Source organism: Leifsonia sp. Leaf336 (assembly GCF_001423695.1).
In the GTDB taxonomy this organism is placed as follows: Bacteria; Actinomycetota; Actinomycetes; order Actinomycetales; family Microbacteriaceae; genus Leifsonia.
Genome location: NZ_LMOZ01000001.1, coordinates 1,531,146 through 1,555,485, shown reverse-complemented (window position 1 = coordinate 1,555,485; position 24,340 = coordinate 1,531,146). Strand labels below are relative to the sequence as shown.

The 24,340-nt window shown below is 69.0% G+C and carries 26 protein-coding genes; 12 read left to right on the top strand and 14 right to left on the bottom strand.

The features are described 5' to 3' along the window. Positions 1-4 precede the first annotated feature (4 nt). The 3 genes from ASF88_RS07520 to glgA form a co-directional block, all read right to left on the bottom strand. Entirely contained in the window at positions 5-256 is a 252-nt protein-coding gene (locus ASF88_RS07520) for a type B 50S ribosomal protein L31 (protein WP_055916022.1), read from the bottom strand. A 136-nt stretch (positions 257-392) separates the two neighbouring features. Then, complete coding sequence (locus ASF88_RS07515) at positions 393-1,193, bottom strand: ABC transporter ATP-binding protein (protein ID WP_055916021.1); 801 nt, start codon at positions 1,191-1,193, stop codon at positions 393-395. Between the two features lie 19 nt (positions 1,194-1,212). Continuing rightward, entirely contained in the window at positions 1,213-2,400 is a 1,188-nt protein-coding gene (gene glgA, locus ASF88_RS07510; protein WP_055916019.1) for a glycogen synthase, read from the bottom strand. Between the two features lie 47 nt (positions 2,401-2,447). On the opposite strand from glgA, the gene ASF88_RS07505 reads away from it, so the two are divergent. Together ASF88_RS07505 and serB are read left to right on the top strand one after the other, a co-directional pair. Beyond that, positions 2,448-3,692, top strand: a complete 1,245-nt coding sequence (locus tag ASF88_RS07505) for a glucose-1-phosphate adenylyltransferase (RefSeq protein WP_055916017.1) — start codon at positions 2,448-2,450, stop codon at positions 3,690-3,692. Beyond that, positions 3,689-4,372: a phosphoserine phosphatase SerB gene (serB, locus tag ASF88_RS07500; RefSeq protein WP_055916015.1), complete on the top strand. Its 684-nt coding sequence runs from the start codon at positions 3,689-3,691 to the stop codon at positions 4,370-4,372. Before ASF88_RS07505 ends, serB begins: the two co-directional genes overlap by 4 nt. A gap of 14 nt (positions 4,373-4,386) precedes the next feature. Here serB and fabG read toward each other — a convergent pair whose 3' ends face one another. Further along, positions 4,387-5,097, bottom strand: coding sequence for a 3-oxoacyl-ACP reductase FabG (gene fabG, locus ASF88_RS07495; protein WP_055916013.1), 711 nt, complete (start codon positions 5,095-5,097; stop codon positions 4,387-4,389). 76 nt (positions 5,098-5,173) lie between these two features. On the opposite strand from fabG, the gene ASF88_RS07490 reads away from it, so the two are divergent. Genes ASF88_RS07490 through ASF88_RS07480 form a run of 3 tightly spaced genes read left to right on the top strand, consistent with a single transcriptional unit; the run spans position 5,174 to position 6,632 of the window. After that, positions 5,174-5,479: a DUF3099 domain-containing protein gene (locus tag ASF88_RS07490; RefSeq protein ID WP_082518793.1), complete on the top strand. Its 306-nt coding sequence runs from the start codon at positions 5,174-5,176 to the stop codon at positions 5,477-5,479. After that, positions 5,476-5,709 (top strand): hypothetical protein, encoded by a 234-nt coding sequence (locus ASF88_RS07485; RefSeq protein ID WP_055916012.1) that lies wholly within the window; start codon positions 5,476-5,478, stop codon positions 5,707-5,709. Before ASF88_RS07490 ends, ASF88_RS07485 begins: the two co-directional genes overlap by 4 nt. Then, positions 5,706-6,632 (top strand): SURF1 family cytochrome oxidase biogenesis protein, encoded by a 927-nt coding sequence (locus tag ASF88_RS07480; RefSeq protein ID WP_082518792.1) that lies wholly within the window; start codon positions 5,706-5,708, stop codon positions 6,630-6,632. Before ASF88_RS07485 ends, ASF88_RS07480 begins: the two co-directional genes overlap by 4 nt. A gap of 14 nt (positions 6,633-6,646) precedes the next feature. On the opposite strand, the gene ASF88_RS07475 is transcribed toward ASF88_RS07480, so the two are convergent. The 6 genes from ASF88_RS07475 to sufB all read right to left on the bottom strand — a co-directional run bounded on the left by ASF88_RS07475 (position 6,647) and on the right by sufB (position 12,427). Beyond that, a complete protein-coding gene (locus ASF88_RS07475; RefSeq protein WP_055916010.1) occupies positions 6,647-8,245 on the bottom strand; it encodes an ABC-F family ATP-binding cassette domain-containing protein in 1,599 nt (532 codons plus the stop codon). Positions 8,246-8,343: 98 nt separating this feature from the next. Then, positions 8,344-8,673 carry a metal-sulfur cluster assembly factor gene (locus ASF88_RS07470; protein WP_055916008.1) on the bottom strand — a complete coding sequence of 110 codons (330 nt, stop codon included), beginning with the start codon at positions 8,671-8,673 and terminating at the stop codon, positions 8,344-8,346. Between the two features lie 9 nt (positions 8,674-8,682). Then, positions 8,683-9,477 (bottom strand): Fe-S cluster assembly ATPase SufC, encoded by a 795-nt coding sequence (gene sufC, locus ASF88_RS07465; RefSeq protein WP_055916007.1) that lies wholly within the window; start codon positions 9,475-9,477, stop codon positions 8,683-8,685. Between the two features lie 4 nt (positions 9,478-9,481). Beyond that, the gene (locus ASF88_RS07460; RefSeq protein WP_055916006.1) at positions 9,482-9,811 is read right to left on the bottom strand and encodes a non-heme iron oxygenase ferredoxin subunit; all 330 of its coding nucleotides are present in this window, start codon (positions 9,809-9,811) and stop codon (positions 9,482-9,484) included. Beyond that, a complete protein-coding gene (sufD, locus tag ASF88_RS07455; RefSeq protein WP_055916004.1) occupies positions 9,811-11,007 on the bottom strand; it encodes a Fe-S cluster assembly protein SufD in 1,197 nt (398 codons plus the stop codon). Before sufD ends, ASF88_RS07460 begins: the two co-directional genes overlap by 1 nt. 1 nt (position 11,008) lies before the next feature. Then, on the bottom strand, positions 11,009-12,427 hold the full coding sequence (gene sufB / locus ASF88_RS07450; RefSeq protein WP_055916002.1) for a Fe-S cluster assembly protein SufB: 1,419 nt from the start codon (positions 12,425-12,427) through the stop codon (positions 11,009-11,011). Between the two features lie 277 nt (positions 12,428-12,704). Here sufB and ASF88_RS07445 point away from each other — a divergent pair, with 277 nt between their 5' ends. Further along, the gene (locus ASF88_RS07445; protein WP_055916000.1) at positions 12,705-13,646 is read left to right on the top strand and encodes a COX15/CtaA family protein; all 942 of its coding nucleotides are present in this window, start codon (positions 12,705-12,707) and stop codon (positions 13,644-13,646) included. On the opposite strand, the gene ASF88_RS07440 is transcribed toward ASF88_RS07445, so the two are convergent. Both ASF88_RS07440 and ASF88_RS07435 read right to left on the bottom strand, forming a co-directional pair. Then, positions 13,620-14,162: a GNAT family N-acetyltransferase gene (locus ASF88_RS07440; RefSeq protein ID WP_235493326.1), complete on the bottom strand. Its 543-nt coding sequence runs from the start codon at positions 14,160-14,162 to the stop codon at positions 13,620-13,622. The two genes, ASF88_RS07445 and ASF88_RS07440, sit on opposite strands and share 27 nt — an antisense overlap. Before the next feature lie 2 nt (positions 14,163-14,164). Beyond that, the gene (locus tag ASF88_RS07435) at positions 14,165-15,088 is read right to left on the bottom strand and encodes a heme o synthase (protein ID WP_055915998.1); all 924 of its coding nucleotides are present in this window, start codon (positions 15,086-15,088) and stop codon (positions 14,165-14,167) included. A gap of 367 nt (positions 15,089-15,455) precedes the next feature. Between ASF88_RS07435 and tkt the strand changes: the two genes are divergently transcribed. The 6 genes from tkt to pgl are packed head-to-tail and all read left to right on the top strand — an operon-like array spanning position 15,456 to position 23,594. Next, entirely contained in the window at positions 15,456-17,549 is a 2,094-nt protein-coding gene (gene tkt / locus ASF88_RS07430) for a transketolase (RefSeq protein ID WP_055915996.1), read from the top strand. Positions 17,550-17,583: 34 nt separating this feature from the next. Next, the gene (gene tal, locus ASF88_RS07425) at positions 17,584-18,711 is read left to right on the top strand and encodes a transaldolase (protein WP_055915994.1); all 1,128 of its coding nucleotides are present in this window, start codon (positions 17,584-17,586) and stop codon (positions 18,709-18,711) included. Further along, complete coding sequence (locus ASF88_RS07420) at positions 18,708-20,318, top strand: glucose-6-phosphate isomerase (protein WP_055915992.1); 1,611 nt, start codon at positions 18,708-18,710, stop codon at positions 20,316-20,318. The genes tal and ASF88_RS07420 overlap by 4 nt, the downstream gene beginning before the upstream one ends. 8 nt (positions 20,319-20,326) lie before the next feature. Next, a complete protein-coding gene (gene zwf / locus ASF88_RS07415) occupies positions 20,327-21,868 on the top strand; it encodes a glucose-6-phosphate dehydrogenase (RefSeq protein WP_055915990.1) in 1,542 nt (513 codons plus the stop codon). Beyond that, the gene (locus ASF88_RS07410; RefSeq protein ID WP_055915988.1) at positions 21,865-22,827 is read left to right on the top strand and encodes a glucose-6-phosphate dehydrogenase assembly protein OpcA; all 963 of its coding nucleotides are present in this window, start codon (positions 21,865-21,867) and stop codon (positions 22,825-22,827) included. The genes zwf and ASF88_RS07410 overlap by 4 nt, the downstream gene beginning before the upstream one ends. Then, positions 22,824-23,594, top strand: coding sequence for a 6-phosphogluconolactonase (pgl, locus tag ASF88_RS07405; RefSeq protein ID WP_055915986.1), 771 nt, complete (start codon positions 22,824-22,826; stop codon positions 23,592-23,594). The genes ASF88_RS07410 and pgl overlap by 4 nt, the downstream gene beginning before the upstream one ends. A gap of 69 nt (positions 23,595-23,663) precedes the next feature. Here the strand turns inward: pgl and ASF88_RS07400 are convergent, their stop codons facing one another. Both ASF88_RS07400 and secG read right to left on the bottom strand, forming a co-directional pair. Further along, positions 23,664-24,029, bottom strand: coding sequence for an RNA polymerase-binding protein RbpA (locus tag ASF88_RS07400; RefSeq protein WP_055915984.1), 366 nt, complete (start codon positions 24,027-24,029; stop codon positions 23,664-23,666). Positions 24,030-24,053: 24 nt separating this feature from the next. Continuing rightward, positions 24,054-24,299, bottom strand: coding sequence for a preprotein translocase subunit SecG (gene secG, locus ASF88_RS07395; RefSeq protein ID WP_055915982.1), 246 nt, complete (start codon positions 24,297-24,299; stop codon positions 24,054-24,056). Positions 24,300-24,340 lie beyond the last annotated feature (41 nt).

The following is a 24,340-nucleotide window of genomic DNA, read 5'->3' as shown; positions in this document are numbered from 1 at the left end:
CGGCTTACTTGCCGAAGTTCTTGTAGCGCGTGTTGAACTTCTCGACGCGGCCGGCGGAGTCGAGGATGCGCTGCTTGCCCGTGTAGAACGGGTGCGACTCGGACGAGATCTCGACGTCGATGACGGGGTACGTGTTGCCGTCCTCCCACTCGATCGTCTTCTCGCTGGTCACGGTGGAGCGGGTCAGGAACGTCGCACCCGAGGCCAGGTCGCGGAAAACCACGGGGGCGTAGTCGGGGTGGATGCCAGTCTTCATGAGGACTTCCTTGTTGCGTAGTGTTCGGTCGGTCGTGTCTGCGCGCGAAAGCGCGTCGACGGGAAGCTTTTCGGTTCTCACCTGCCGCGGAGCGGACACGATGAAGGAGAACCAGCTAGCAAGTTTAGCAGATGTGTCAGTCCGCTGACGCCTGACGCGCCCGGGCGGTGAACCGGCCTGCGGTCTCGGTGAGTTCGACGTCGATTCCGAACGTCTCGCTGAGGGCCCCGCTGGTCAAGACCTCCTCGATCGGGCCCTGAGCAGTGATACGGCCGTCCTTGAGCAGCAGCGCGCGGTTGAAGCCGACCGGGATCTCCTCGACGTGGTGGGTGACCATCACGATCGCCGGGGACTTCGGATCGCTCGCGTAGCCGCCGAGCAGCTGTACGAGCTCTTCGCGGCCGCCGAGGTCGAGGCTGGCGGCAGGCTCGTCGAGCAGCAGGATCTCCGGGTCGGTCATGACCGAGCGGGCGATCTGCACGCGCTTCTGCTCGCCGTCGCTCAGGCTGCCGAAGGTGCGCTCGGACAGGTGCTCGAGGTGCCACTCCGCGAGCACACGGCGGGCACGTCGCTCGTCGATCTCCTCGTAGAGCTCGTTCCAGCGGCCGGTCACGGCGTACGCCGCGGTCATCACGACGTCGAGCACGCGCTCGGTGCGCGGGATGCGACGGGCGAGCGCCGTGGAGGCGAACCCGAGCAGCGGGCGCAATTCGGCCAGGTCGCTGTGGCCGACGGTCTCGCCGAGCACCACGGCCTCACCTGACGACGGGTGGAGGGCGGCCGCCGCGATCTGCAGCATCGTGGTCTTGCCCGCGCCGTTGGGGCCGAGGATCACCCAGCGTTCGTCCGGCTCCACCGTCCAGTCGACGTCTTGGAGGACGGCATTGCCGTCCCGGACAACGGACACGTCGTGGAGTCGGAGAACACTGCCTGCCATGCCGTCTAGCCTACCGGCGTCAGGAGGACGTCAACGACCGGTAGATGGCGCGGGTCTGCTCGGCGATCGCCGTCCAGCTGAACTCGCTCTCCGCCCGATCGCGACCGGCCGCGCCCATGCGCGCCGCGCGCTCGGGATCGCTCACGACCTCCGTGAGCGCCGCCGCCAGATCGCGGACGAACGCGTCCGGATCGATGGGGGTGCCGGTGCCGTCCTGCAGCTGCTCGATCGGGACCAGGCGCCCGGTCACGCCGTCGACGATGACCTCGGGGATGCCCCCGGTGGCCGTCCCGACGACCGGGAGACCACACGCCATCGCCTCCAGGTTCACGATCCCGAGCGGTTCGTAGATCGACGGGCACACGAAGACGGTGGAGGCCGTCAGTGCGGCCCGCAGCTCGTCGTTCGGCAGCAGGCGGTCGATCCACACGACGCCGTCGCGTTCCGTCTTCAGTCCGTCGACCAGCGCGGTCACCTCGGCGAGGATCTCGGGCGTGTCCGGAGCGCCGGCGCAGAGGATCACCTGCACCTCTGGCGGCAGCAGCCGCGCGGCCCGCAGCAGGTACGGCAGGCCCTTCTGGCGGGTGATGCGGCCGACGAAGATGACCGAGGGGCGGCCGGGGTCGATGCCGAGCGCGCGCGCCTTGTCGCCGTCGTGCAACGGCGTCCATCGCTCCAGGTCGATGCCGTTATAGACCACGGTGACCTTCTGCGGGTCGAGGGACGGATACGAGGCGAGGATGTCGCGGCGCATTCCATCGGAAACGGCGATCACCGTGTCCGCCGCCTCGAACGCGGTCTTCTCGATCCAGCTGGAGACGCGGTAGCCGCCCCCGAGCTGCTCGGCCTTCCACGGCCGCAGCGGCTCGAGGCTGTGCGCGGTGACCACGTGCGGGACTCCGTGCAGGAGCTTCGCGAGATGGCCTCCCGCGTTGGCGTACCAGGTGTGCGAGTGCACGACGTCGGCGCCGCCGCAGTCCTGCGCCATCTGGAGGTCCACGCCCAGGGTGGTGATCGACCCGTTCGCCGCGGCGAGCTCTGCCGGCACCCTGTACGCGAAGGTGTCCGGCTCATCGCGAGGCTCGCCGAAGCAGCGTACGCGCACTTCAGTATCCGTTCTGAGGGCACGGACCAGTTCGGTCACGTGCACCCCGGCACCGCCGTAGATGTCCGGCGGGTACTCCTTGGTCAGAAGATCAACGCGCATGTCGAGAACGCTAGTACAGCCCCCCGGTTGCCTCTACTGTGGTGCCTATGGCAGCAGGCAAGAAGATCTTCGGCATCGTCCTCGCAGGTGGAGAGGGCAAGCGGCTGATGCCGTTGACCGCAGACCGCGCCAAGCCGGCTGTGCCGTTCGGCGGGCAGTACCGCCTCATCGACTTCGCGCTGTCGAACCTGATCAACTCACAGCTGCGCCAGATCGTCGTGCTCACCCAGTACAAGTCGCACAGCCTCGACCGCCACGTGTCGCAGACCTGGCGCCTCGACGGGATGCTGAACTCCTACATCGCGTCGGTGCCCGCGCAGCAGCGGCTCGGCAAGCGCTGGTTCAGCGGGTCGGCCGACGCCATCCTGCAGAGCCTCAACCTGCTGCGCGACGAACGCCCCGACATCGTCGTCGTCGTCGGCGCCGACCACGTCTACCGCATGGACTTCGGCCAGATGCTGCAGGCGCACATCGACTCGGGCGCCGCGGCGACCGTCGCCGCGATTCGCCAGCCCATCTCGCTCGCCGACCAGTTCGGGGTGATCGAGGTCGACGCTGAGGACACGTCGCGGATCGCCGCGTTCCGCGAGAAGCCCACAGACCCGGTGGGGCTGCCCGACTCCCCCGACGAGGTGCTCGCCTCGATGGGCAACTACGTCTTCGACGCCGACGCCCTCATCGACGCAGTGGTGCGCGACGGCGACCGGCCCGACTCCAACCACGACATGGGCGGCGACATCATCCCCGACTTCGTGTCGCGCGGGGAGGCCGGCGTCTACGACTTCAACAACAACGACGTGCCAGGGTCGACAGATCGCGACCGCTACTACTGGCGCGACGTGGGGACGATCGACTCGTTCTTCGAGGCCCACCAGGACCTCATCTCGACCCTCCCGATCTTCAACCTCTACAACCGCGAGTGGCCGATCTTCAGCCAGGTGCTCAACTCGCCCCCGGCGAAGATCGTGCGCGACGGCCGCGGAGCGCTCGGCACCACCATCGACTCGATCGTCTCGCTCGGCTCCGTGATCTCGGGCGCCCACCTGGAGCGCAGCGTGCTCGGACCGTGGGCCATCGTCGACTCGGGTGCCAAGGTGGTGGACTCCGTCGTGTTCGAACGCGCCGTCATCGAGCCGAACGCGTTCGTCGGCCGGGCGATCCTCGACAAGGACGTCGTCGTGGCGGAGGGCGCCCGTATCGGCGTCGATCCCGACCGCGACCGCGCACGCGGGTTCACCGTCACCGAGTCCGGCATCACGGTCGTCGGCAAGGGTGTGCACGTCGTCCCATGAGCACCGGCTATCCCCACGACGGCTCCCGCCCCTCCGAGCGGGCCGCCCGGTTCCTCGTCGTCCTCGACGCGGACTCCACCCTCATCCATGACGAGGTCATCGAGCTGCTGGCCGAGGAGGCCGGCAGCCGGACCGAGGTCGCCGACATCACCGAGCGCGCCATGCGGGGCGAACTGGACTTCGAGGAGAGCCTCCGCGAGCGCGTGGGCACCCTCGCCGGTCTGCCGGTCGACGTCTTCGAGCGCGTCGGCGAGCGCATCCGGGTCACCGACGGCGTCCCCGAGCTGATCGCGGGCGTGCAGGCCGCCGGCGGCGAGGTCGGAGTGGTTTCGGGAGGCTTCCACGAACTGCTCGACCCGCTCGCCGAGCGGCTCGGACTCGATCACTGGCGCGCCAACCGGCTCTCCGTGAGCGATGGCGTGCTGACCGGCGAGGTCGACGGCCCCGTGGTCGACGCCGCCGCGAAGGCGCAAGCGCTGCTGTTCTGGGCGGCGGAGTGCGGCGTGCACCTGCGGCAGACGGTCGCGATCGGCGACGGCGCGAACGACCTCCGCATGATGGCGGAGGCCGGACTGGCGGTGGCGTTCAACGCGAAGCCGCGCGTGCGCGCCGAGGCCGACCTGGTGATCGACCGGCAGGACCTGGCGCAGGTCCTCCCCCTGCTCGGCCTCCGCGGCTGAACGCCCGAGTGGCCCTAGTGACCCATCCCGAGACCGCCGTCGACCGGGATCACCGCGCCCGACACGTAGCCGGCGTCGTCGCCCGCCACCCAGGTGACGACACGAGCCACCTCGTTCGGCGACGCGAAGCGGCCGGCGGGGATGTTCTTCTTGTACTCGGCCTGCTGTGCTTCGGGGAGCGCGGCGGTCATGTCGGTCTCGATGAACCCGGGGGCGACCACGTTGGCGGTGATGCCACGGGCGCCGAGCTCGCGGGTGATCGAGCGCGCCATTCCGACGAGGCCGGCCTTGCTGGCCGCGTAGTTCACCTGACCGGCCGAACCGTAGAGGCCGACCACGCTCGAGATGAGCACGATGCGGCCCCAGCGGGCCTTCAGCATGCCCTTGGAGGCGCGCTTGACGACCCGGAACGCCCCGCCGAGGTTCGTCTCGACGACCGTGTCGAACTCCTCGTCGCTCATGCGCATGAGCAGGGTGTCCTTGGTGATGCCCGCGTTCGCGACGACGACCTCGACCGGGCCCAGCTCGGCCTCCACCTGGCTGAACGCCGCGTCGACCGACGCCGCGTCGGTGACATCCGCGCGCACGGTGAGGGCGCCGGCCGGCCCCTCGCCGGAGCGGGCCGTGACGGCCACGCGATGCCCCTGCGCCACGAACTCCTCGGCGATGGCGTAGCCGATGCCTCGGTTGCCTCCGGTGACGAGAACGGTGCGTGGCGTGGTCATGGAGGCGGTCCTTTCGACGATTCGACCCCGTGCGGGCCGGGTACCAGTTTATGGACGTACGCTTGAGACAACGCACATGAAGCAGCCACGCCCGTCCATCACGAATCTTCCGCTCTCGCCGGACGAAGAGCGCAAGCGCCGGATGATCAAATACTCCGTCGCCATGGGGGTTCGCATCGTCTGCGTCATCTCCGCGCTCTTCATCGCCTGGCCGTGGGCCGCCATCCCGCTGGTCGGCGCGATCTTCCTGCCGTACTTCGCGGTCGTCATCGCCAACGTCGGAGCAGACCCGCGTCAAGGAGAAGCACAGCGTCCGGGCAATATCCTTCCGATGGCGCCTCCTCCGCCGGGAGAGCACGGCGACCGACAGGAGGACGAGTGATCGGACTGGGCGAACCGGCCCCGCTCACGTGCTCGCGCGCCGGCTGCCGCGACACCGCGTCCTGGCGCATCGAGTGGCGCAATCCGCGTATCCACTCGGCCGATCGCGTCAAGGTGTGGCTGGCGTGCGACGAGCATGTGGACTTCCTCCGCGAGTTCCTGGCCGCGCGCGAGTTCCCTGTGGCGGTCGTCGCCGTGGCGGACGATCACGGCGAGAGGACCAGCGCGTGACCGCCACCGAGCGTCCGCAGCAGCACGGCGCCGACCTCCCGGAGCAGCCAGACGCGGAGGGCGGCCCGAAATCCGCCGGCGGCTGGGGCTTCGCGTTCTCGCGGCGCTGGCTGGGCTACCTCGCGTTCGCCATCGTCTTCGCCATCGCCTGCGGCTTCCTCTCCAACTGGCAGCTCGCCCGCAGCAAGGAGGCCGCGGCCGCCAACGCCCTCATCTCGCAGAATTTCTACTCGCACCCCGTTCCGCTCACCGATGAGCTGCCGTCGCTCGGGGCGTATTCGCCCACGCAGGAGTGGACCCGCGTCACGGTGACCGGCACCTACGAGAAGGGTAAGGAACTGCTGGCGCGCAACCGCCCCTTCAACGGGAGCCCCGGCTTCGAGGTGCTCACTCCGTTGCGCACCGCCGACGGCTCGCTCTTCATCGTCGACCGCGGCTGGGTGCCGACCGGCAACAACACCGACGCGCCCGACCACGTCCCGGCCGCGCCGTCCGGCACGGTCACGGTCGTCGCGCGGCTGAAGGCCAGCGAGCCCGCCATCCAGGGCCGCACGGGCGTCGGGATGCAGGTGGGCACCATCCAGCTGTCGGTCGTGAAGCAGAAGCTCGCCGACGCCGACGTCTACACCGGCGCGTACGGGCTGCTCGACTCGCAGAAGCCGAACCCGGCCAGCGCGCCGACGCCGACCGTCACCGACCCGCCCACGCAAGACGAAGGGCTGCACTGGTCGTACATGATCCAGTGGATCATCTTCGCGCTCATCGGGTTCTTCGGCCTCGGCTACGCGCTGCGCACCGAATACCGCAAGCGCAACGAGCACGATCCCGCCGAGAAGGCGCGCGCCGCGGAACGTGAGCGCCGACGGGCTGCGAAGCGCAGCGACGCCGACGTGGAGGACGAGCTCCTCGACGCCGGCCGCTGAGCTCGGCTCGGCCGTCAGGCCAGCGAGATCAGCTCGAGATAGTCCCTGTTCCAGTGGTCCTCGACGCCGTCGGGGAGGATGAGGACGCGCTCGGGGTTCAGCGCCTCCACAGCGCCCTCGTCGTGGCTCACCAGCACGACGGCGCCCTCATAGTGCGCCAGCGCGTCCAGGATCTCGTCGCGGCTCGCCGGGTCGAGGTTGTTGGTCGGCTCGTCGAGCAGCAGCACGTTCGCACCGGAGACGACGATCATCGCCAACGCCAGCCGGGTCTTCTCGCCGCCCGAGAGCACCCCGGCCGGCTTGTGCGCGTCGTCGCCCGTGAACAGGAACGAACCCAGCACCTTGCGGGCCTCTGTCTCGGTGAGGTTCGGCGACGACGACACCATGTTCTGCAGCACGGAGCGCTCGACATCGATCGTCTCGTGCTCCTGCGCGTAGTAGCCGATCCGGAGGCCGTGGCCCGGCTCGACCTCCCCGGTGTCGGGCTTGTCGACCCCTGCCAGCATCCGCAACAGCGTCGTCTTGCCCGCGCCGTTGAGTCCGAGCACCACGACCTTCGAACCGCGATCGATCGCGAGGTCGACGGCCGTGAAGATCTCCAGCGACCCGTAGCTCTTCGACAGGTCGGACGCCTGAAGCGGGGTCTTGCCGCACGCGGCCGGCGTCGGGAAGCGCAGCTTGGCGACGCGGTCGGCCTGACGCACCTCGTCGAGACCGGCGAGCAGCTTCTCGGCGCGCGCCACCATCTGGTGGGCCGCCGCCGCCTTGGTCGCCTTGGCGCCGAACTTCGCGGCCTGCAGCTGGAGGGCGGATGCCTTCTTCTCGGCGTTAGCGCGCTCCTTCTTGCGGCGCTCCTCGTCGGCCGCTCGCTGGCGCTGGTAGTTCTTCCAGCCCATGTTGTAGATGTCGATCATCTGGCGGTTCGCGTCGAGGTAGAAGACCCGGTTGACCGTCTCGCCCACGAGCTCCACGTCGTGCGAGATCACGATGAACCCGCCGGAGTAGCTCTTGAGGAAGTCGCGCAGCCAGACGACCGAGTCGGCGTCGAGGTGGTTCGTCGGCTCGTCGAGGATCATCGTGCGTGCGTCCGAGAAGAGGATGCGCGCCAGCTCGATGCGACGACGCTGCCCGCCCGACAGCGTCTTCAGCGGCTGGTCGAGGATGCGGTCGGGGAGGTTCAGGTTGGAGGCGATGGATGCGGCCTCCGCCTCGGCGGCGTACCCGCCGAGCAGGTGGAACCGCTCCTCCAGCCGGCCGTACGTCTTCATCGCGGCGGCGGAGACGGCGGCGTCGTCGCTGGCCATGTCGTGCGTGGCCTGCTGCATGCCGAGGACGATCGTGCCGAGGCCGCGGGCGTCCAGGATGCGCGTGCGCGCCAGGTCGTCGAGGTTGCCCGACCGCGGGTCCTGCGGCAGGTAGCCCAGCTCTCCCGAGCGATCGACCTTGCCGGCCGTCGGCAGGAGGTCGCCGGCGAGCACCTTGGTGAGCGTCGTCTTGCCCGCCCCGTTGCGGCCGACGAGCCCGATCTTGTCGCCGTCGGCCACGCGGAAGCTGACGTCCTCCATCAGCAGGCGCGCTCCGACGCGGAGTTCGAGATCGTGCACGGCGAGCACAGTGGTGTTCCTTTACGTTCGTGAATGGCAAACGAGTGGTCCCGACACGCCGTCGCTCCGGTGCCGGAGGCGGCGTGTCGGGACCATTCGATGGGTCGCTAGATAGCGAAGCCGAGGGCGCGCATCATGTCGCGGCCGTCGTCGGTGATCCGCTCGGGACCCCACGGCGGCATCCACACCCAGTTGATGCGGAAGGCTTCGACGATGCCGTCGAGGCTCTCGGCGGTCTGCTCCTCGAGCACGTCGGTGAGCGGGCAGCCGGCGCTCGTGAGCGTCATCGAGATGATGAGGGCGTTGTTCTCCTCATCCCAGGCCAGGTCGTAGATGAGACCCAGGTCGACGACATTGATCCCGAGCTCCGGGTCCATGACGTTCTTCAGCGCCTCTTCGACCTCGTCGAAGAGCGCCGGGCTCAGCGTGGCGGGCATGTCGGAATTCTACGCTTCCGCCAGGTCGACCGCGTCGGCCTTGGCAGGCTCAGGAGCGTCGACGAAGCGGTCGTAGCCCTCCTCCTCCAGGCGGTCGGCGAGCTCGGGGCCGCCCTCCTCCGCGACCCGGCCCGCGACGAAGACGTGCACGAAGTCGGGCTTGATGTAGCGGAGGATGCGCGTGTAGTGCGTGATGAGGAGGATGCCGAGCCCGGTGTTCGCCTTGGCGCGGTTGACGCCCTCCGAGACGACCTTGAGCGCGTCGACGTCGAGACCGGAGTCGGTCTCGTCGAGCACGGCGAACTTCGGCTTCAGCAGCTCGAGCTGGAGGATCTCGTTGCGCTTCTTCTCGCCGCCCGAGAAGCCCTCGTTGACGTTGCGCTCGGCGAACGAGGAGTCCATGCGCAGCTGGCCCATGGTCTCGCGGACGTCCTTCACCCAGGTGCGGATCGCCGGCGCCTGGCCGTCGATGGCGGTCTTCGCGGTGCGGAGGAAGTTGGTGTTGGTGACGCCGGGGATCTCGACCGGGTACTGCATGGCGAGGAAGAGCCCGGCGCGGGCGCGCTCGTCGACGGTCATCGCGAGGACGTCCTCGCCGTCGAGCGTGATGGTGCCCTGGGTGACCGTGTACTTGGGGTGGCCGGCGATCGTGTAGGCGAGGGTGGACTTGCCCGAGCCGTTGGGGCCCATGATGGCGTGGATCTCACCCTCGCGGATGGTCAGGTCGACACCGTTGAGGATGGGCTTGGTGCCCTGGTCCGTCTCGACGGTGACGTGCAGGTCGCGGATCTCGAGGACTGACATGTGCTTACTGAATCTCTTTCGTGGCGGTCGGGTCGATGTAGACGTCTCCGTCGATGACCTCGACCTGGAAGACGGGGACCGGCTCGTAGGCCGGGAGGTTGAGCGGCTTGCCGGTGATGAGGGAGAACTGGGAGCCGTGCGCCCAGCATTCGAGCGTCTCCCCCTCGATGAAGCCTTCGGACAGCGAGATCTCGCCGTGCGTGCAGGTGTCGCCGATGGCGTGGATGTCGCCGGCCGAGTCCTTCACGACGGCGATGGGGACGCCGTCGACGACCACACGGGTCGCCTGGTTCTCGACGAGCTCGGAGGCCGAGGCGACGCGGGTACCCGCCATCAGCTCGCCGCCGCGACGGACACGGTGAGCTCGGCCTCGATCGCGGTCTGCAGACGCTCCTGCAGAGCGGGCGAGCCGATCTGCTGCACGATCTCGAAGAGGAAGCCGCGCACGACCAGGCGGCGCGCCTCCTCCTCGGTGATGCCGCGCGACTGCAGATAGAACAGCTGCTCGTCGTCGAAGCGCCCGGTCGCGCTCGCGTGACCGGCTCCGACGATGTCGCCGGTCTCGATCTCGAGGTTCGGCACGGAGTCGGCGCGGGCGCCGTCGGTGAGCACGAGGTTGCGGTTCTGCTCGTAGGTGTCGGTGCCGACGGCCTTCGGGCCGATGAGCACGTCGCCGATCCACACGGCGCGGGCGCCCTCGCCCTGCAGCGCGCCCTTGTAGGTGACGCGGCTGCGGGTCTCGGGGCCGTCGTGGTGCACGTAGACCTGCTGCTCGAGGTGCTGCGACGCGTCGGCGAAGTAGGCGCCGAGCAGGGTCGCGTCGGCGCGAGCGCCGACGAGATGCGCGGACGGGTTGAGCCGCACCACTCCGCCGCCGAGCGTGACGGCGACGTGCTTGAGGCGCGCGCCCTCCGCGAGCTCGGCGAAGTGCGCGGACACGTGCAGCGCGTCGTCGTCCCACTCCTGCACCGACACGACCGTGAGGTCGGCACCGGCGCCGAGCAGGAACTCCACGTTCTCGGCGAGGTGAGCCGCACCGCTGTTCTGGAGGATCAGCGTCGCGTGGGCTCCCGCGGCCACATCCACGACCGTGTGCGCCGCGCGCGGCGCACCGCCGAGGGCCGCGCGCGTGAGCGTGACCTCCTTGATGTCGTCGCCCGTGATCGAGACGAGCAGGGCCTGCTCGAAGTTCGTCCAGGCGTTGGCGGACGCGCGGTCCTCCGGGATGCCGGCGGCGCCGATGCGGGCGTCGTCACGGCCGATCCACGAGGCGGTCACGCCGGGAGCGGCGGTCAGGTCGAACACGTACGGGGAGCCGTCCAGTTCGCCGGAGATCAGCTCGGTGAGGCGGGCGACGGGCGTGTGCTTCCACATCACCTCGCGGCCGGTGACCTCCGGGAAGTCGGTGACCTCGGTCGAGGTGAAGCGCTCGGAGCGGCTCTGGACCGGAACGGGGGCGCGCATGTGCGTAGGAGCCGGCGCGGTCTGCGGCAGGGTGGCAGAGGGCGTCGGGGTACTGGGGGTCGTCATTTCAGCCGACAGAGCCTTCCATGCCCATCTCGATGAGCTTGTTGAGTTCGAGTGCGTATTCCATCGGGAGCTCGCGAGCGATCGGCTCGATGAAGCCGCGGACGATCATCGCCATGGCCTCGTCCTCCGGGAGCCCCCGGGACATCAGGTAGAAGAGCTGCTCCTCGCTCACGCGCGAGACGGTCGCCTCGTGGCCGAGCTGCACGTCGTCGACGCGGATGTCGATCGACGGGTAGGTATCGGAGCGCGAAATGGTGTCGACCAGCAGCGCGTCGCAGCGCACGGTGTTGGCGGCGTGGTGCGCGTTCGCGTCGACCCGCACCTCACCGCGGTAGCCGGCACGGCCTCCACCGCGGGCGATGGACTTCGAGACGATCGACGACTGGGTGTACGGCGCCATGTGGATCATCTTCGCGCCGGCGTCCTGGTGCTGACCGGGACCGGCGAAGGCGACGGAGAGCGTCTCGCCCTTGGCGTGCTCCCCCATCAGGTAGATCGACGGGTACTTCATCGTCACCTTGGAGCCGATGTTGCCGTCGATCCACTCCATCGTCGCGCCCTCGGCGGCCGTGGCGCGCTTGGTGACGAGGTTGTAGACGTTGTTCGACCAGTTCTGGATGGTCGTGTAGCGCACGCGGGCGTTCTTCTTGACGATGATCTCGACGACCGCGGAGTGCAGCGAGTCGGACTTGTAGATCGGCGCCGTGCAGCCCTCGATGTAGTGCACGTAGCTGTCCTCGTCGGCGATGATGAGCGTGCGCTCGAACTGGCCCATGTTCTCCGTGTTGATGCGGAAGTAGGCCTGCAGCGGGATCTCGACGTGGACGCCCTTGGGCACGTACACGAACGAGCCTCCGGACCAGACGGCCGTGTTCAGCGCCGCGAACTTGTTGTCGCCGGCCGGGATGACGGTGCCGAAGTACTCCTCGAAGATCTCGGGGTGCTCGCGCAGTGCGGTGTCGGTGTCGAGGAAGATCACGCCCTGCTGCTCGAGGTCTTCGCGGATCTGGTGGTAGACCACCTCGGACTCGTACTGGGCGGCGACGCCGGCGACGAGGCGCTGGCGCTCCGCCTCCGGGATGCCGAGCTTCTCGTAGGTGTTGCGGATGTCCTCCGGCAGGTCTTCCCAGCTCTGGGCCTGCTTCTCGGTGGACCGGACGAAGTACTTGATGTTGTCGAAGTCGATCTCGGAGAGATCGGCGCCCCAGGTCGGCATCGGTTTGCGCTCGAACAGCTGGAGGGCCTTCAGGCGACGCTGCAGCATCCACTCGGGCTCGTTCTTGAGTGCGGAGATGTCTTTCACCACCTCAGGAGAGAGCCCCCGGCGCGCGGAGGAACCCGCAGCGTCGGAATCCGCCCAGCCGAACTCGTACTGCCCCAAAGAGGCGAGCTCAGGCCGATCGATCAGGATGTCTGACATATCTACCTCGTTTCCTACCATTCGTAACCGGCTATCAGTCCGGCTCATTCCACTGTCGCGCGGCGAGACCGCTCGCGGTGAGTGTCGTGATTGTGCGAATGGCGCAACTGCGTACCTAGACTGTCCGAGGAGGCGGGTCGCGCTGCGCCGCCCGTGGGCGCGCGCACCGAGGCGCGCTCCTCGAACCCACCAATTCTACAGGTGCGGCGCGGTAATAGTAGAGGCGCGCCTGCACGTTGGCCGAGTATCGAACGAGATCCGAGGAATCCAGGAACTTATGAAGCGCATCATCGCGTGGCTGCCCGACCGTGTCGAGACGCGCACGAAGGTCATCGCCTGGATCTACCTCGCGGCCCAGATCATGCTCGTGACCACCGGCGGGGCCGTCCGGCTGACCTCCAGCGGGCTCGGCTGCCCCACCTGGCCGAAGTGCACGGCCGACTCCCTGGTCAACACACCCGAGATGGGCATCCACGGATTCATCGAGTTCGGCAACCGGATGCTCGGGGGCGTGCTGGCGGTGCTGGCGATCCTCGCGTTCCTGACGGTCGTGAAGCTGCTGCGCAGTCGTCCCGACCTGTTCTGGCTCTCCTTCGTCGCGGGCCTCGGCGTGCCTTTCCAGGCCGTCCTCGGCGGCATCACCGTCTTGACGCAGCTGACCTGGTGGCTCGTCGGCCTCCACTTCATCACCTCCATGGTCCTCGTCGTGCTCACCACGATTTTCCTGGTGCGCGTCTACGCCGTCCCGGGGCCACGCGCCCGCGCCGTACCGAGCTGGTACGCCGCGACCGCCTACGTCACGAGCGTCGTCGTGGGCATCACGATCGTGTTCGGGATCATCACCACCGGATCGGGACCGCACGCGGGCGACGTCAAGACGCCCCGCAACGGGTTGAACCCGGAGATCATCGAGCACGTGCACGCGATCCCCGCGTACATCACCTTCGCGCTGACTCTCGTGCTGGTCGTGGGAGCGTGGCGGATCCGCACGACACCGGTGCGTCGCTATGCGCTCCTGCTGCTCGGCGTGGAACTCGCACAGATCGCGGTCGGCCTGATCCAGTCGAACACGGGGCTGCCCGGCGTCCTCGTGGGCATCCACATGACTTTGGCCGCGACCCTGGCCGCCACGATGACCGCGGTCGTGCTCTCGCTTACGGCCCCCGCGGCTCCCGACGAGGTCGCCGCAGGGTCAGCTGTGGAGTCCGTCGCGGCGTAGCACGCCCGTCAGCGCCTGCCGCTGCTCGCCGCGGAAGTCGACGGCGTGGGGTTCTGCGCCCGAGAAGTCGAAGCCGACGGCCTCGGCCAGCCTCCTGCTCGGCTCGTTGCCGGGCAGGTACTCCCAGCGGAGCTGTTCGAAGCCGAGCCCCGCCGGGTCGAGCGCGTGCGCGCAGACAGCGGTCAGCGCCTCGGTCATCACTCCCCTGCGGCGTGCGGAGGGCGTGAGCCAGCAGCCGAGGGACGCCGCACGCTCCGCCTCGTCGCGCCGGACCTCCACGACTCCGCGCAGCGGACCCGTCTCGCTCTCGCGGATCGCCCACACGGTGAAGCGCCCGCTCGCCAGGCCGTGCGGGCAGTAGGAGCGGACGAAGAACTCGGCGTTCTCACGCGTGTACGGCTGCGGAAGCGGGATCCAACGCAGGAGCTCCGGATCGGTGCAGGCCTCGAGGACGGCCGGGATGTCGGCCTCCCGCGGCGTGTCGAGCACGAGCCGCGCCGTCGTCAGCGCCTGCACGCTCAGAACGGTAGCAGCGGATCGATCGCGACGGCGAGGAAGATCAGGGTCAGGTAGGCGATCGAGCCGTGGAAGACGCGCATCGGGGAGACGCGCTCGTGCCGGATGGCGAGGTTGTAGAGCCGGTGCGACTCGTAGAGGAACCACCCGCCGGCGCCGATCGCGACCGCCGAGTAGAACAGGCCCATGTGGCCGACGGGGATGAGCAGCAACGAGCATGCGACCATCGCCCACGCGTACAGGATGACCTGGAGGCCGACGACGGTGCGGCCGCGCACCACGGCCAGCATGGGCACGCCCGCCTCTTTGTAGTCTTCGCGGTACTTCATCGAGAGCGGCCAGTAGTGCGGCGGCGTCCAGAGGAAGATGATGCCGAAGAGGATGACGGGCGGCCACGCGAGCGAGCCGGTGACAGCCGCCCAGCCGATCAGCACAGGCATGCAGCCGGCGACGCCTCCCCAGACGATGTTCTGGGCGGTGCGGCGCTTCAGGATCAGCGTGTAGAAGACGACATAGAGCAGGATGGCGCCCACGGACAGCGCGGCCGCCAGCCAGTTCGTGAAGAAGCCCAGCACGAGCACGGAGGCCGCTCCGAGCGCCCACGCGAACACGAGCGCCTCGCGGTCGCTCAGCTCCCCGGTGGCCAGCGGGCGATTCTTGGTGCGCCGCATCACGCGGTCGATGTCGCGGTCGATGTAGCAGTTGAACGCGCCGGCGGAGCCCGCGGACATGTAGCCGCCGACGACGGTCGCAAGCACCAGCCACAGGTTCGGGATGCCGTGCGCGGCGAGGATCATCGTCGGGACGGTCGTCACCAGTAGCAGTTCGACGACCCGGGGCTTGGTGAGGGCGATGTACGCCTTGACCTTGCGCGCGACGCCGATGCGGCTCGCCGGCTCGACACGACTCTCTACGGCGACGTCCATTGCTCCTCGGTGGTGATCGGAATCGGGTGCCCGAGCCGGATGTCAGGACCCGCGTCTCACGGAGTCCCCGGCAACGATGCGGATTGTTACAGACCGTTCCAAGTCTACGACACGGGCGCCTCTTCGCCGTCTTCCGCGCCACCACGTGGGTGGGTAGCGCACCGACCTGCAGGAACACCCCGTGTTTCGTGCGTGTTACCTATACTTGGAGGTGCTCGCCAGCCGGAACCCCTTCCGCCCGACCTCCATTTGTAGGACTGTGACGGAGAACGCGACCGGCGCCGATGACGTCCACGGCGCGCACTACCTCAACCGGTGCGGGTTCCACAGACGGCCCTCACCACTTCTACGAAGGGTCAGTTTTCACGTGGCAGCTCTGCAGTGGGATCCCATTGACAACAAGGCAGTAGACACGGTCCGCGTCCTCGCGGCCGACGCGGTGGAGAAGGTGGGCAACGGCCATCCCGGCACTGCGATGAGCCTCGCTCCCGCTGCGTATCTTCTGTTCCAGAAGGTCATGCGCCGCGACCCGCACGACCAGCACTGGCTCGGCCGCGACCGCTTCATCCTCTCGGCCGGCCACAGCTCGCTCACGCAGTACATCCAGCTCTACCTGGGCGGCTACGGCCTCGAGCTCGACGACCTCAAGGCGCTGCGCACCTGGGGCTCGCTCACCCCGGGCCACCCGGAGTACCGCCACACCGACGGCGTCGAGATCACCACCGGCCCCCTCGGTCAGGGCATCTCTTCGTCGGTCGGCTTCGCCTACGCGCAGCGCTTCGAGCGCGGCCTGTTCGACCCGGACGCCGCTCCCGGCACCAGCCCGTTCGACCACTTCGTCTACGTCATCGCCAGCGACGGCGACCTGGAGGAGGGCATCAGCTCCGAGGCCTCCAGCCTCGCGGGCCACCAGCAGCTCGGCAACCTGATCGCGATCTACGACGCCAACCAGATCTCGATCGAGGACGACACCAACATCGCCTTCACCGAGGACGTCAAGGCTCGCTACGAGGCCTACCACTGGCACGTGCAGGTCGTCGACTGGAAGAAGACCGGCGTCTACGAGGAAGACGTGCAGGAGCTGCACCAGGCCATCGTCAACGCGCAGCAGGTCACCGACAAGCCGTCGCTCATCGTCCTGAAGACGATCATCGGCTGGCCGGCACCCAAGAAGCAGAACACCGGCAAGATCCACGGCTCGGCTCTCGGCGCCGACGAGCTGCGCGCGGTCAAGGAGGTGCTCGGCTTCGACCCCGACCAGACCTTCGAGGTGGCCGAGGACGTCATCGAGCACACCCGCAAGGCCGTCGAGCGCGGCGCGCAGGAGCACGCCGAGTGGCAGAAGGGCTTCGACGCCTGGGCCGCGGCCAACCCCGAGCGCAAGCAGCTCCTCGACCGTCTGCTCTCCGGCGAGGTGCCCGAGGGCTTTGCCGACGCGCTTCCGGTCTTCGAGGCGGGCAAGGACGTCTCGACCCGCGCCGCCAGCGGCAAGGTGATCAACGCGATCGCCGGTGTCATGCCCGAGCTGTGGGGAGGCTCCGCCGACCTGGCAGAGTCGAACAACACCACCATCGAGGGCGCCGCGTCGTTCGTGCCGACGGAGCACTCCACGCACGAGTGGACCGGCAACCCGTACGGTCGGGTCCTCCACTTCGGCATCCGCGAGCACGCGATGGCCGCGATCCTCAACGGCATCGTGCTGCACGGGCCGACCCGTCCGTTCGGCGGCACGTTCCTGATCTTCAGCGACTACCAGCGCCCGGCGATCCGCCTGGCCGCTCTCATGCAGGTGCCCTCGATCTTCGTGTGGACGCACGACTCGGTCGCGCTCGGCGAGGACGGCCCGACCCACCAGCCGATCGAGCAGCTCTCGACCCTGCGCGCCATCCCGCACCTCGACGTCGTCCGCCCGGGCGACGCGAACGAGGTCGCCTACGCCTGGAAGACCATCCTCGAGCGTCGCGGCGGACCCGCGGGCATCGCGCTGACCCGTCAGAACATCCCGGTGTTCGAGCGCGGCGACGGCGAGGCCACCGGCGACACGCTCGCGTCCGCCGCGAACGTCGCCAAGGGCGCGTACATCCTGGCCGAGGCGCCGGGCGGCACGCCCGACGTGCTGTTCATCGCCACCGGCTCCGAGGTGCAGATCGCGCTGGAGGCCCGCGAGGTGCTCCGCGGCGAGGGCATCAACGCCCGCGTCGTCTCGGCTCCGTGCCTCGAGTGGTTCCACGAGCAGGACGCCGCCTACCAGGAGAAGGTGCTGCCGAAGGACCTCAAGGCCCGCGTCTCGATCGAAGCCGGCCTGGCCCTCGCCTGGGACAAGATCGTCGGCGACCACGGTCGCAGCGTCTCGATCGAGCACTTCGGCGCGTCGGCCGACTACAAGACGCTGTTCCGCGAGTTCGGCATGACCACCGAGCACGCCGTCGCCGCAGCCAAGGAATCGCTCGCGTCGCTCTGAGCGCGGGCACGGAAGAAGAGAAGAAGAAACCACGATGACCGACACCACTTCCACCACCGCCTCCCCCACGGCCGCTCTTTCGGCCGCCGGCGTCAGCATCTGGCTGGACGACCTGTCCCGCGAGCGCATTGCCACGGGCGGCCTCCAGAAGCTGATCGCCGACCGCAACGTCGTCGGCGTGACGACCAACCCGACGATCTTCGCCGCCGCCCTCTCCAAGGGCGAGGCGTACGCCGACCAGGTGAAGACCCTCGCCGCGGCCGGCACCCCGGTCGACCAAGCGATCTTCGAGATCACCACGGACGATGTCGCCGCGGCCAGCGACATCTTCCACGATGTCTACGAGGCCTCCAACGGCGTCGACGGCCGCGTCTCCATCGAGGTGGAGCCGGGCCTGGCGCACGACGCCACGGGCACGATCGAGCAGGCCAAGAAGCTCGCCGCCAAGGTGGACAAGCCCAACGTGCTCATCAAGATCCCCGCCACGGTCGAGGGCCTGGAGGCCATCACCGAGACCATCGCGGCCGGCATCAGCGTCAACGTGACCTTGATCTTCAGCCTCGAGCGCTACCGCCAGGTCATCGACGCGTACCTCACCGGCCTCGAGAAGGCCAAGGCCGCCGGCATCGACCTCTCGGGAATCCAGTCGGTCGCGTCGTTCTTCGTGTCCCGCGTGGACACCGAGGTCGACAAGCGACTGACCGCCATCGGCACCGACGAGGCGCTCGCGCTCAAGAGCAAGGCCGGCATCGCCAACGCCCGCCTCGCCTACGAGCTGTACGAGCAGGAGTTCGCGACCGACCGCGCCAAGGCCCTCGTCGCCGCCGGCGCCAACGAGCAGCGCCCGCTCTGGGCCTCCACCGGCGTCAAGGACCCGAGCCTGCCCGACACCCTCTACGTGACCGAGCTCGTCGCCCCGAACACCGTCAACACCATGCCGGAGAAGACCCTCGAGGCCACCTTCGACCACGGCGAGATCACCGGCGACACCGTCACCGGCAACTACGCCGACGCGAAGGGCGTGCTCGACGCGCTGGCCGGCCTGGGCGTCGAGTACGACGACGTGACCGCCACCCTCGAGCGCGAGGGCGTCGACAAGTTCAATGTCTCGTGGGGCGAACTCGTCCAGACCGTGACCGACGCGCTGGAGGCGGCCAAGTGACCTTCCGCATCCACGTGACCGGCGCGGCGGCCCAGGCCGTCGCGACGGTCGTGCCGCAGCTCGTGGCCGACCGGGTCGCCTCCGGCATCACGGCGCAGGACCCCGCACTCTGGGGCCCCGACGCCGAGGCGGAGGCCTCCAAGCGACTCGGCTGGACCGAGGCCGTCGCGATCTCCCGGCCGCTGGTCGCCGAGATCGTCGCGCTGCGCGAGCAGCTGCACGCCAAGGGCGTGAACCACATCGTCCTGGGTGGGATGGGCGGCTCGTCGCTCGCTCCCGAGGTCATCACGCGCACGGCCGAGGCCGAGCTCACGGTGCTCGACTCGACCGACCCCGGTCAGGTCCTGTCCGCGCTCCGCGACCGGCTCCAGGCCACGGCCGTCGTCATCTCCTCCAAGTCGGGCTCGACTCTGGAGACCGACAGCCAGCGCCGTGTGTACGAGAAGTGGTTCCGCGACGCCGGCATCGACCCGGCCGAGCGCATCGTCGTCGTCACCGACCCGGGCTCGCCGCTCGACCAGTCGGCGCGCGAGGCGGGCTACCGCGTGTTCAACGCCGACCCGAACGTGGGCGGTCGCTACTCGGCGCTCACCGCGTTCGGGCTCGTCCCTTCCGGCCTCGCCGGCGTGGACATCTCGGAGCTGCTCGACGAGGCGGAGGCGACGCTCATCGAGCTCGCCGTCGACAACGAGGCCAATCCCGGCCTCGTGCTCGGCGCCGCGATCGCCGGCACCAACCCGCTCAAGGACAAGCTGGGCATCGTCTCGGACGGCACCCACATCGTCGGGTTCGCCGACTGGGCCGAGCAGCTGATCGCGGAGTCGACCGGCAAGCAGGGCACCGGCCTCCTCCCGGTCGTGCTCGACACGCTCGCACCCGAGCTGACGTCGAAGCCGGCCGACCTCCAGGTAGTCCGGCTCGTCGCCAACGCGGAGGCCCACCACCTGTTCCCCTCCGACCGCCACGAGGGCGAGATCCTCGTCTCGGGCAGCCTCGGCGCGCAGCTGATCGTCTGGGAGTACGCGACCGCGGTCGCGGGCCGCCTGCTCGGCATCAACCCGTTCGACCAGCCCGACGTGGAGGCCGCCAAGGTCGCCGCCCGTGCGCTGCTCGACAACCGCCCCGAGCCCACACCGCCGGCGTTCACCGCCGGCGGTGTGGAGGTGCGCACCACGGGGGACTTCCTCGGCAGCGCCTCGACCCTCGACGGCGCGGTGGACGCCCTCCTCGCCCAGCTCGGGCCGGACGGGTACGTCGCGGTGCAGGCCTACGTCGACCGCCTCGCGCTCCCGCAGCTCGCGGGCATCCGCGATCTGCTCGCCGCCAAGGCCGGGCGTCCCGTCACCTTCGGCTGGGGCCCGCGCTTCCTGCACTCGACCGGTCAGTTCCACAAGGGCGGCCCTGCCGTCGGTGTGTTCCTGCAGGTCACGGCCCACGCCCCGGAGGACCTGGAGATCCCGGGCCGTCCGTTCACGTTCGGCCAGCTCATCCAGGCCCAGGCCGCCGGCGACGCGAGCGTGCTCGGCGAGCACGGCCGTCCGGTGCTGACCCTGACCCTCTCGAACCCCGAGGCGGATGTCGTCTCGCTGTTCGAGGCCGTCAACTAAGGAGTTCGATGTCACCGGTGGAGATCACCCCGGAGTTCAACCCGCTGCGGTTGCCCTCCGACCGCCGCCTCAACCGCATCGCAGGGCCGAGCAGCCTCATCATCTTCGGAGTGACGGGTGACCTGTCGCGCAAGAAGCTGATGCCGGCTGTCTACGACCTGGCGAACCGCGGCCTCCTGCCGCCCGGGTTCTCGCTCGTCGGGTTCGCGCGGCGCGACTGGGAGGACCAGGACTTCGAGAAGGTCGTCTACGACGCGGTCAAGCAGTACGCTCGCACCCCGTTCGACGACGACGTCTGGAAGCAGCTGGCTCAGGGCATCCGTTTCGTCTCGGGCGAGTTCGACGACGCCGAGGCCTTCCAACGGCTCAGGGAGACGGTCGAGAAGCTGGACGTCGAGCGCGGAACGATGGGCAACCACGCCTTCTACCTCTCGATCCCGCCGAAGGCCTTCCCGCTCGTCACCGAGCAGCTGAAGAAGTCGGGGCTCGCAGACCAGTCGGGCACCGGCTGGCGGCGCGTCGTGATCGAGAAGCCGTTCGGAAGCGACCTGAAGTCCGCGCGTGAGCTGAACCACGTCGTCGAGTCGGTCTTCCCGCCCGACTCGGTGTTCCGCATCGACCACTACCTCGGCAAAGAGACCGTCCAGAACATCCTGGCGCTGCGCTTCGCCAACGAGCTGTACGAGCCGATCTGGAACGCCAACTACGTCGATCACGTGCAGATCACCATGGCCGAAGACATCGGCGTGGGCGGCCGGGCCGGCTACTACGACGGGATCGGCGCCGCCCGCGACGTCATCCAGAACCACCTGCTGCAGCTCCTCGCCCTCACCGCGATGGAGGAGCCGATCTCGTTCGACGCCGCGGACCTCCGTGCCGAGAAGGAGAAGGTGCTCGCCGCGGTCCGGCTACCCGCCGACCTGGCGAAGTCGACCGCCCGCGGCCAGTACTCGAGCGGCTGGCAGGGCGGCGAGAAGGTCGTCGGCTTCCTGGAGGAGGACGGGATGAACCCGAAGTCCACCACGGAGACGTACGCCGCGATCAAGCTCGAGATCGGCACCCGCCGCTGGGCCGGCGTGCCGTTCTACCTGCGCGCGGGCAAGCGCCTGGGCCGTCGCGTCACCGAGATCGCCGTCGTGTTCAAGCGCGCGCCGCAGCAGCTGTTCGCGGAGTCGCAGACCAGCGCGCTCGGCCAGAACGCGCTCGTGATCCGGGTGCAGCCCGACGAGGGCGTGACGATCCGCTTCGGCTCGAAGGTCCCCGGCGCCGGCATGCAGGTGCGCGACGTCAGCATGGACTTCGGCTACGGCCACGCCTTCACCGAAGCGAGCCCCGAGGCGTACGAGCGACTCATCCTCGACGTGCTGCTCGGCGACCCGCCGCTGTTCCCCCGGCACGAGGAGGTCGAGCTCTCCTGGAAGATCCTCGACCCGATCGAGGAGTTCTGGACCACGCAGGGCCAGCCCGAACAGTACCGCCCCGGAACCTGGGGCCCGAAGTCCGCCGACGAGCTCCTCGCCCGCGACGGCCGCGTCTGGAGGCGCCCATGATCGTCGATCTGCCCGACACCACGACGAGCAACATCTCGAAGGCGCTCGTCAAGATCCGCGAGGAGGGCGGTGCCGTCGCCCTCGGTCGCGTGCTGACCCTCATCATCGCCACCCACCTCGGTCAGGAGGAGGAGGCAATCGAGGCCGCCAACGACGCCTCCCGCGAGCACCCGATGCGCGTCATCGTGGTCTCGACCGAGGAGGAGCGCAGCCACACGGACTCCGGGCGCCTCGACGCCCAGATCCGCGTCGGCGGTGACGCGGGCGCCAGCGAGGTCATCGTGCTGCGCGCCTACGGCGACACGGCCAGCGACGAGGAGGGCCTGGTCACCGGGCTCCTCCTCCCGGATGCCCCCGTGGTGGTCTGGTGGCCGGGGATCGCGCCCTCGCGGGCGTCCCACTCCCCTCTCGGCCGTATCGCCACGGTCCGTATCACGGACGCGTCGGCGCAGCCGAACCCTCAGGAGGCGCTGTTCCAGCTCTCCGAGACCTATGCGCCCGGCGATACCGACTTCGCCTGGACGCGACTGACCCTGTGGCGCGCCCAGCTCGCCGCGGTGCTCGACCAGCCTCCGTACGAGCCGATCACCTCGGTGGAGGTCGCCGGCGCCGCCGACTCGCCCTCCACCCTCCTGCTCGCCGCGTGGCTGCGACTGCAGCTGCAGGTGCCGGTGCACTACGACCTCGCCTCGCGCGCGATCGGCTCCGGCGGCATCCACGGCGTGAAGATGGAGCGGGCGTCCGGCACCATCGAGCTCGAGCGCGAGGTTCCGAACGTCGCACGGCTGTCGCAGCCGGGCCAGCCGACGCACGACCTGTCGCTGCCGCGCCGCAGCCTCCGCGACTGCCTGGCGGAGGAACTGCGTAGGCTGGACCCGGACGACCTGTACGGTGAGGTCATCACGAAGGGTCTCGCTCTACTCGAGACCTCCGACGAAGGAGCGGGCGCGACAGCATGACGAACGAACGGCGGGTGCTCGTCCACCCCGACAAGGAAGCCCTCGCCGCGTCTGTGGCGGCGCGCTTCCTCACCAAGACGATCGACATCCTCGACGACCTGGGCGCAGCGAACGTCGCGCTCACGGGCGGCACGATGGGCATCGCCGTGCTGGAGGCGGTCAACGGCTCCCCCGCGCGCGACACCATCGACTGGTCGAAGGTGCACTTCTGGTGGGGCGACGAGCGCTTCGTCGAGAAGTCGAGCGAGGAGCGCAACGAGCGCCAGGCGCGCGAGGCGCTCCTCGACCACCTCCCCGTCCCGCCGGAGAACATCCATCCGTTCCCGGCCTCCGACGAGATCGCCGATCTCGACGAGGCGGCGAGCGTCTACGCCGCGGAGCTGGCGGCGTTCGCGCCGGAGGGACAGGAGTTCCCGCGCTTCGACATCACGTTCCTCGGTGTTGGCCCTGACGGGCACATCGCCTCGCTGTTCCCCGACCGTGCCGGCATCCGCGAGACGGAGGCCACCGTGGTCGCCGTGCGCGATTCGCCCAAGCCGCCGCCCGAGCGGCTGAGCCTCACCCGGCCGGTCCTCAACGCCTCCGACCGGATCTGGCTGGTTCTTTCGGGAAGCGACAAGGCGAGCGCCCTCGGACTGGCGCTCGCGGGCGCGAGCTACACCGAGGTTCCGGTCGCCGGCGCCAAGGGCCGCAAGCGCACGGTGTTCTTCGTCGACAAAGACGCCGCCGTCGACGTGCCGGAGAACCTCATCGCTCCCACGTACTGAGACGCTGCACGAAGAAAGCCCCGCCGGTCATGACCGGCGGGGCTTCTTCGTTGTGTGTTCGCGTGAGCGTCAGTTGCTCGTGGGCTTGCCGCGACGCGCGCGCAGCTGGTTGAGGGCGTCTTCGAGCAGCTGCTCCGCCTCCTCCTCCGAGCGGCGCTCCTTCACGTAGGCGAGGTGCGTCTTGTAGGGCTCGGTCTTGGCGACCGACGGCGGGTTCTCCTTGTCGCGGCCGGCGGGGAGGCCGGTCGACGGGGAGTCGATCACGTCCGGGATCTCCTCTTCGGGCAGGTTCGCCGCGAAGTACCGAACGGTCTCATTGCCGAGGGCGTCCCAGTACGAGATGGCCACACGCTCGGCGTGGAAACCGCGGTCCTGTTCGCCCATCGGGCCCGCGCCGACGCGCGAGCCACGGATGGCGCTTCCTCCGGATGCCATGTTTCTCCTCTGGTGAAAGCGCGCCTACGCGCTGAACTTGGTGATGAGCCCGAGGACCACGATGCACGTGATCCAGATGAGCCCGAGGATGACCGTGATGCGGTTGAGGTTGCGCTCCGCGACGCCCGACGCGCCGAGGTTGGAGGTGACTCCGCCGCCGAACATGTCGGAGAGTCCGCCGCCGCGTCCCTTGTGCAACAAGATGAGGAGCGTCAGCAGGAGGCTGGTGATGCCCAGCAGAACCTGCAGGACGACCGTGAGAATCTGCACGCTAGACCTTTCAATGCGACCGGGCGGCGCCCGGCAAACCA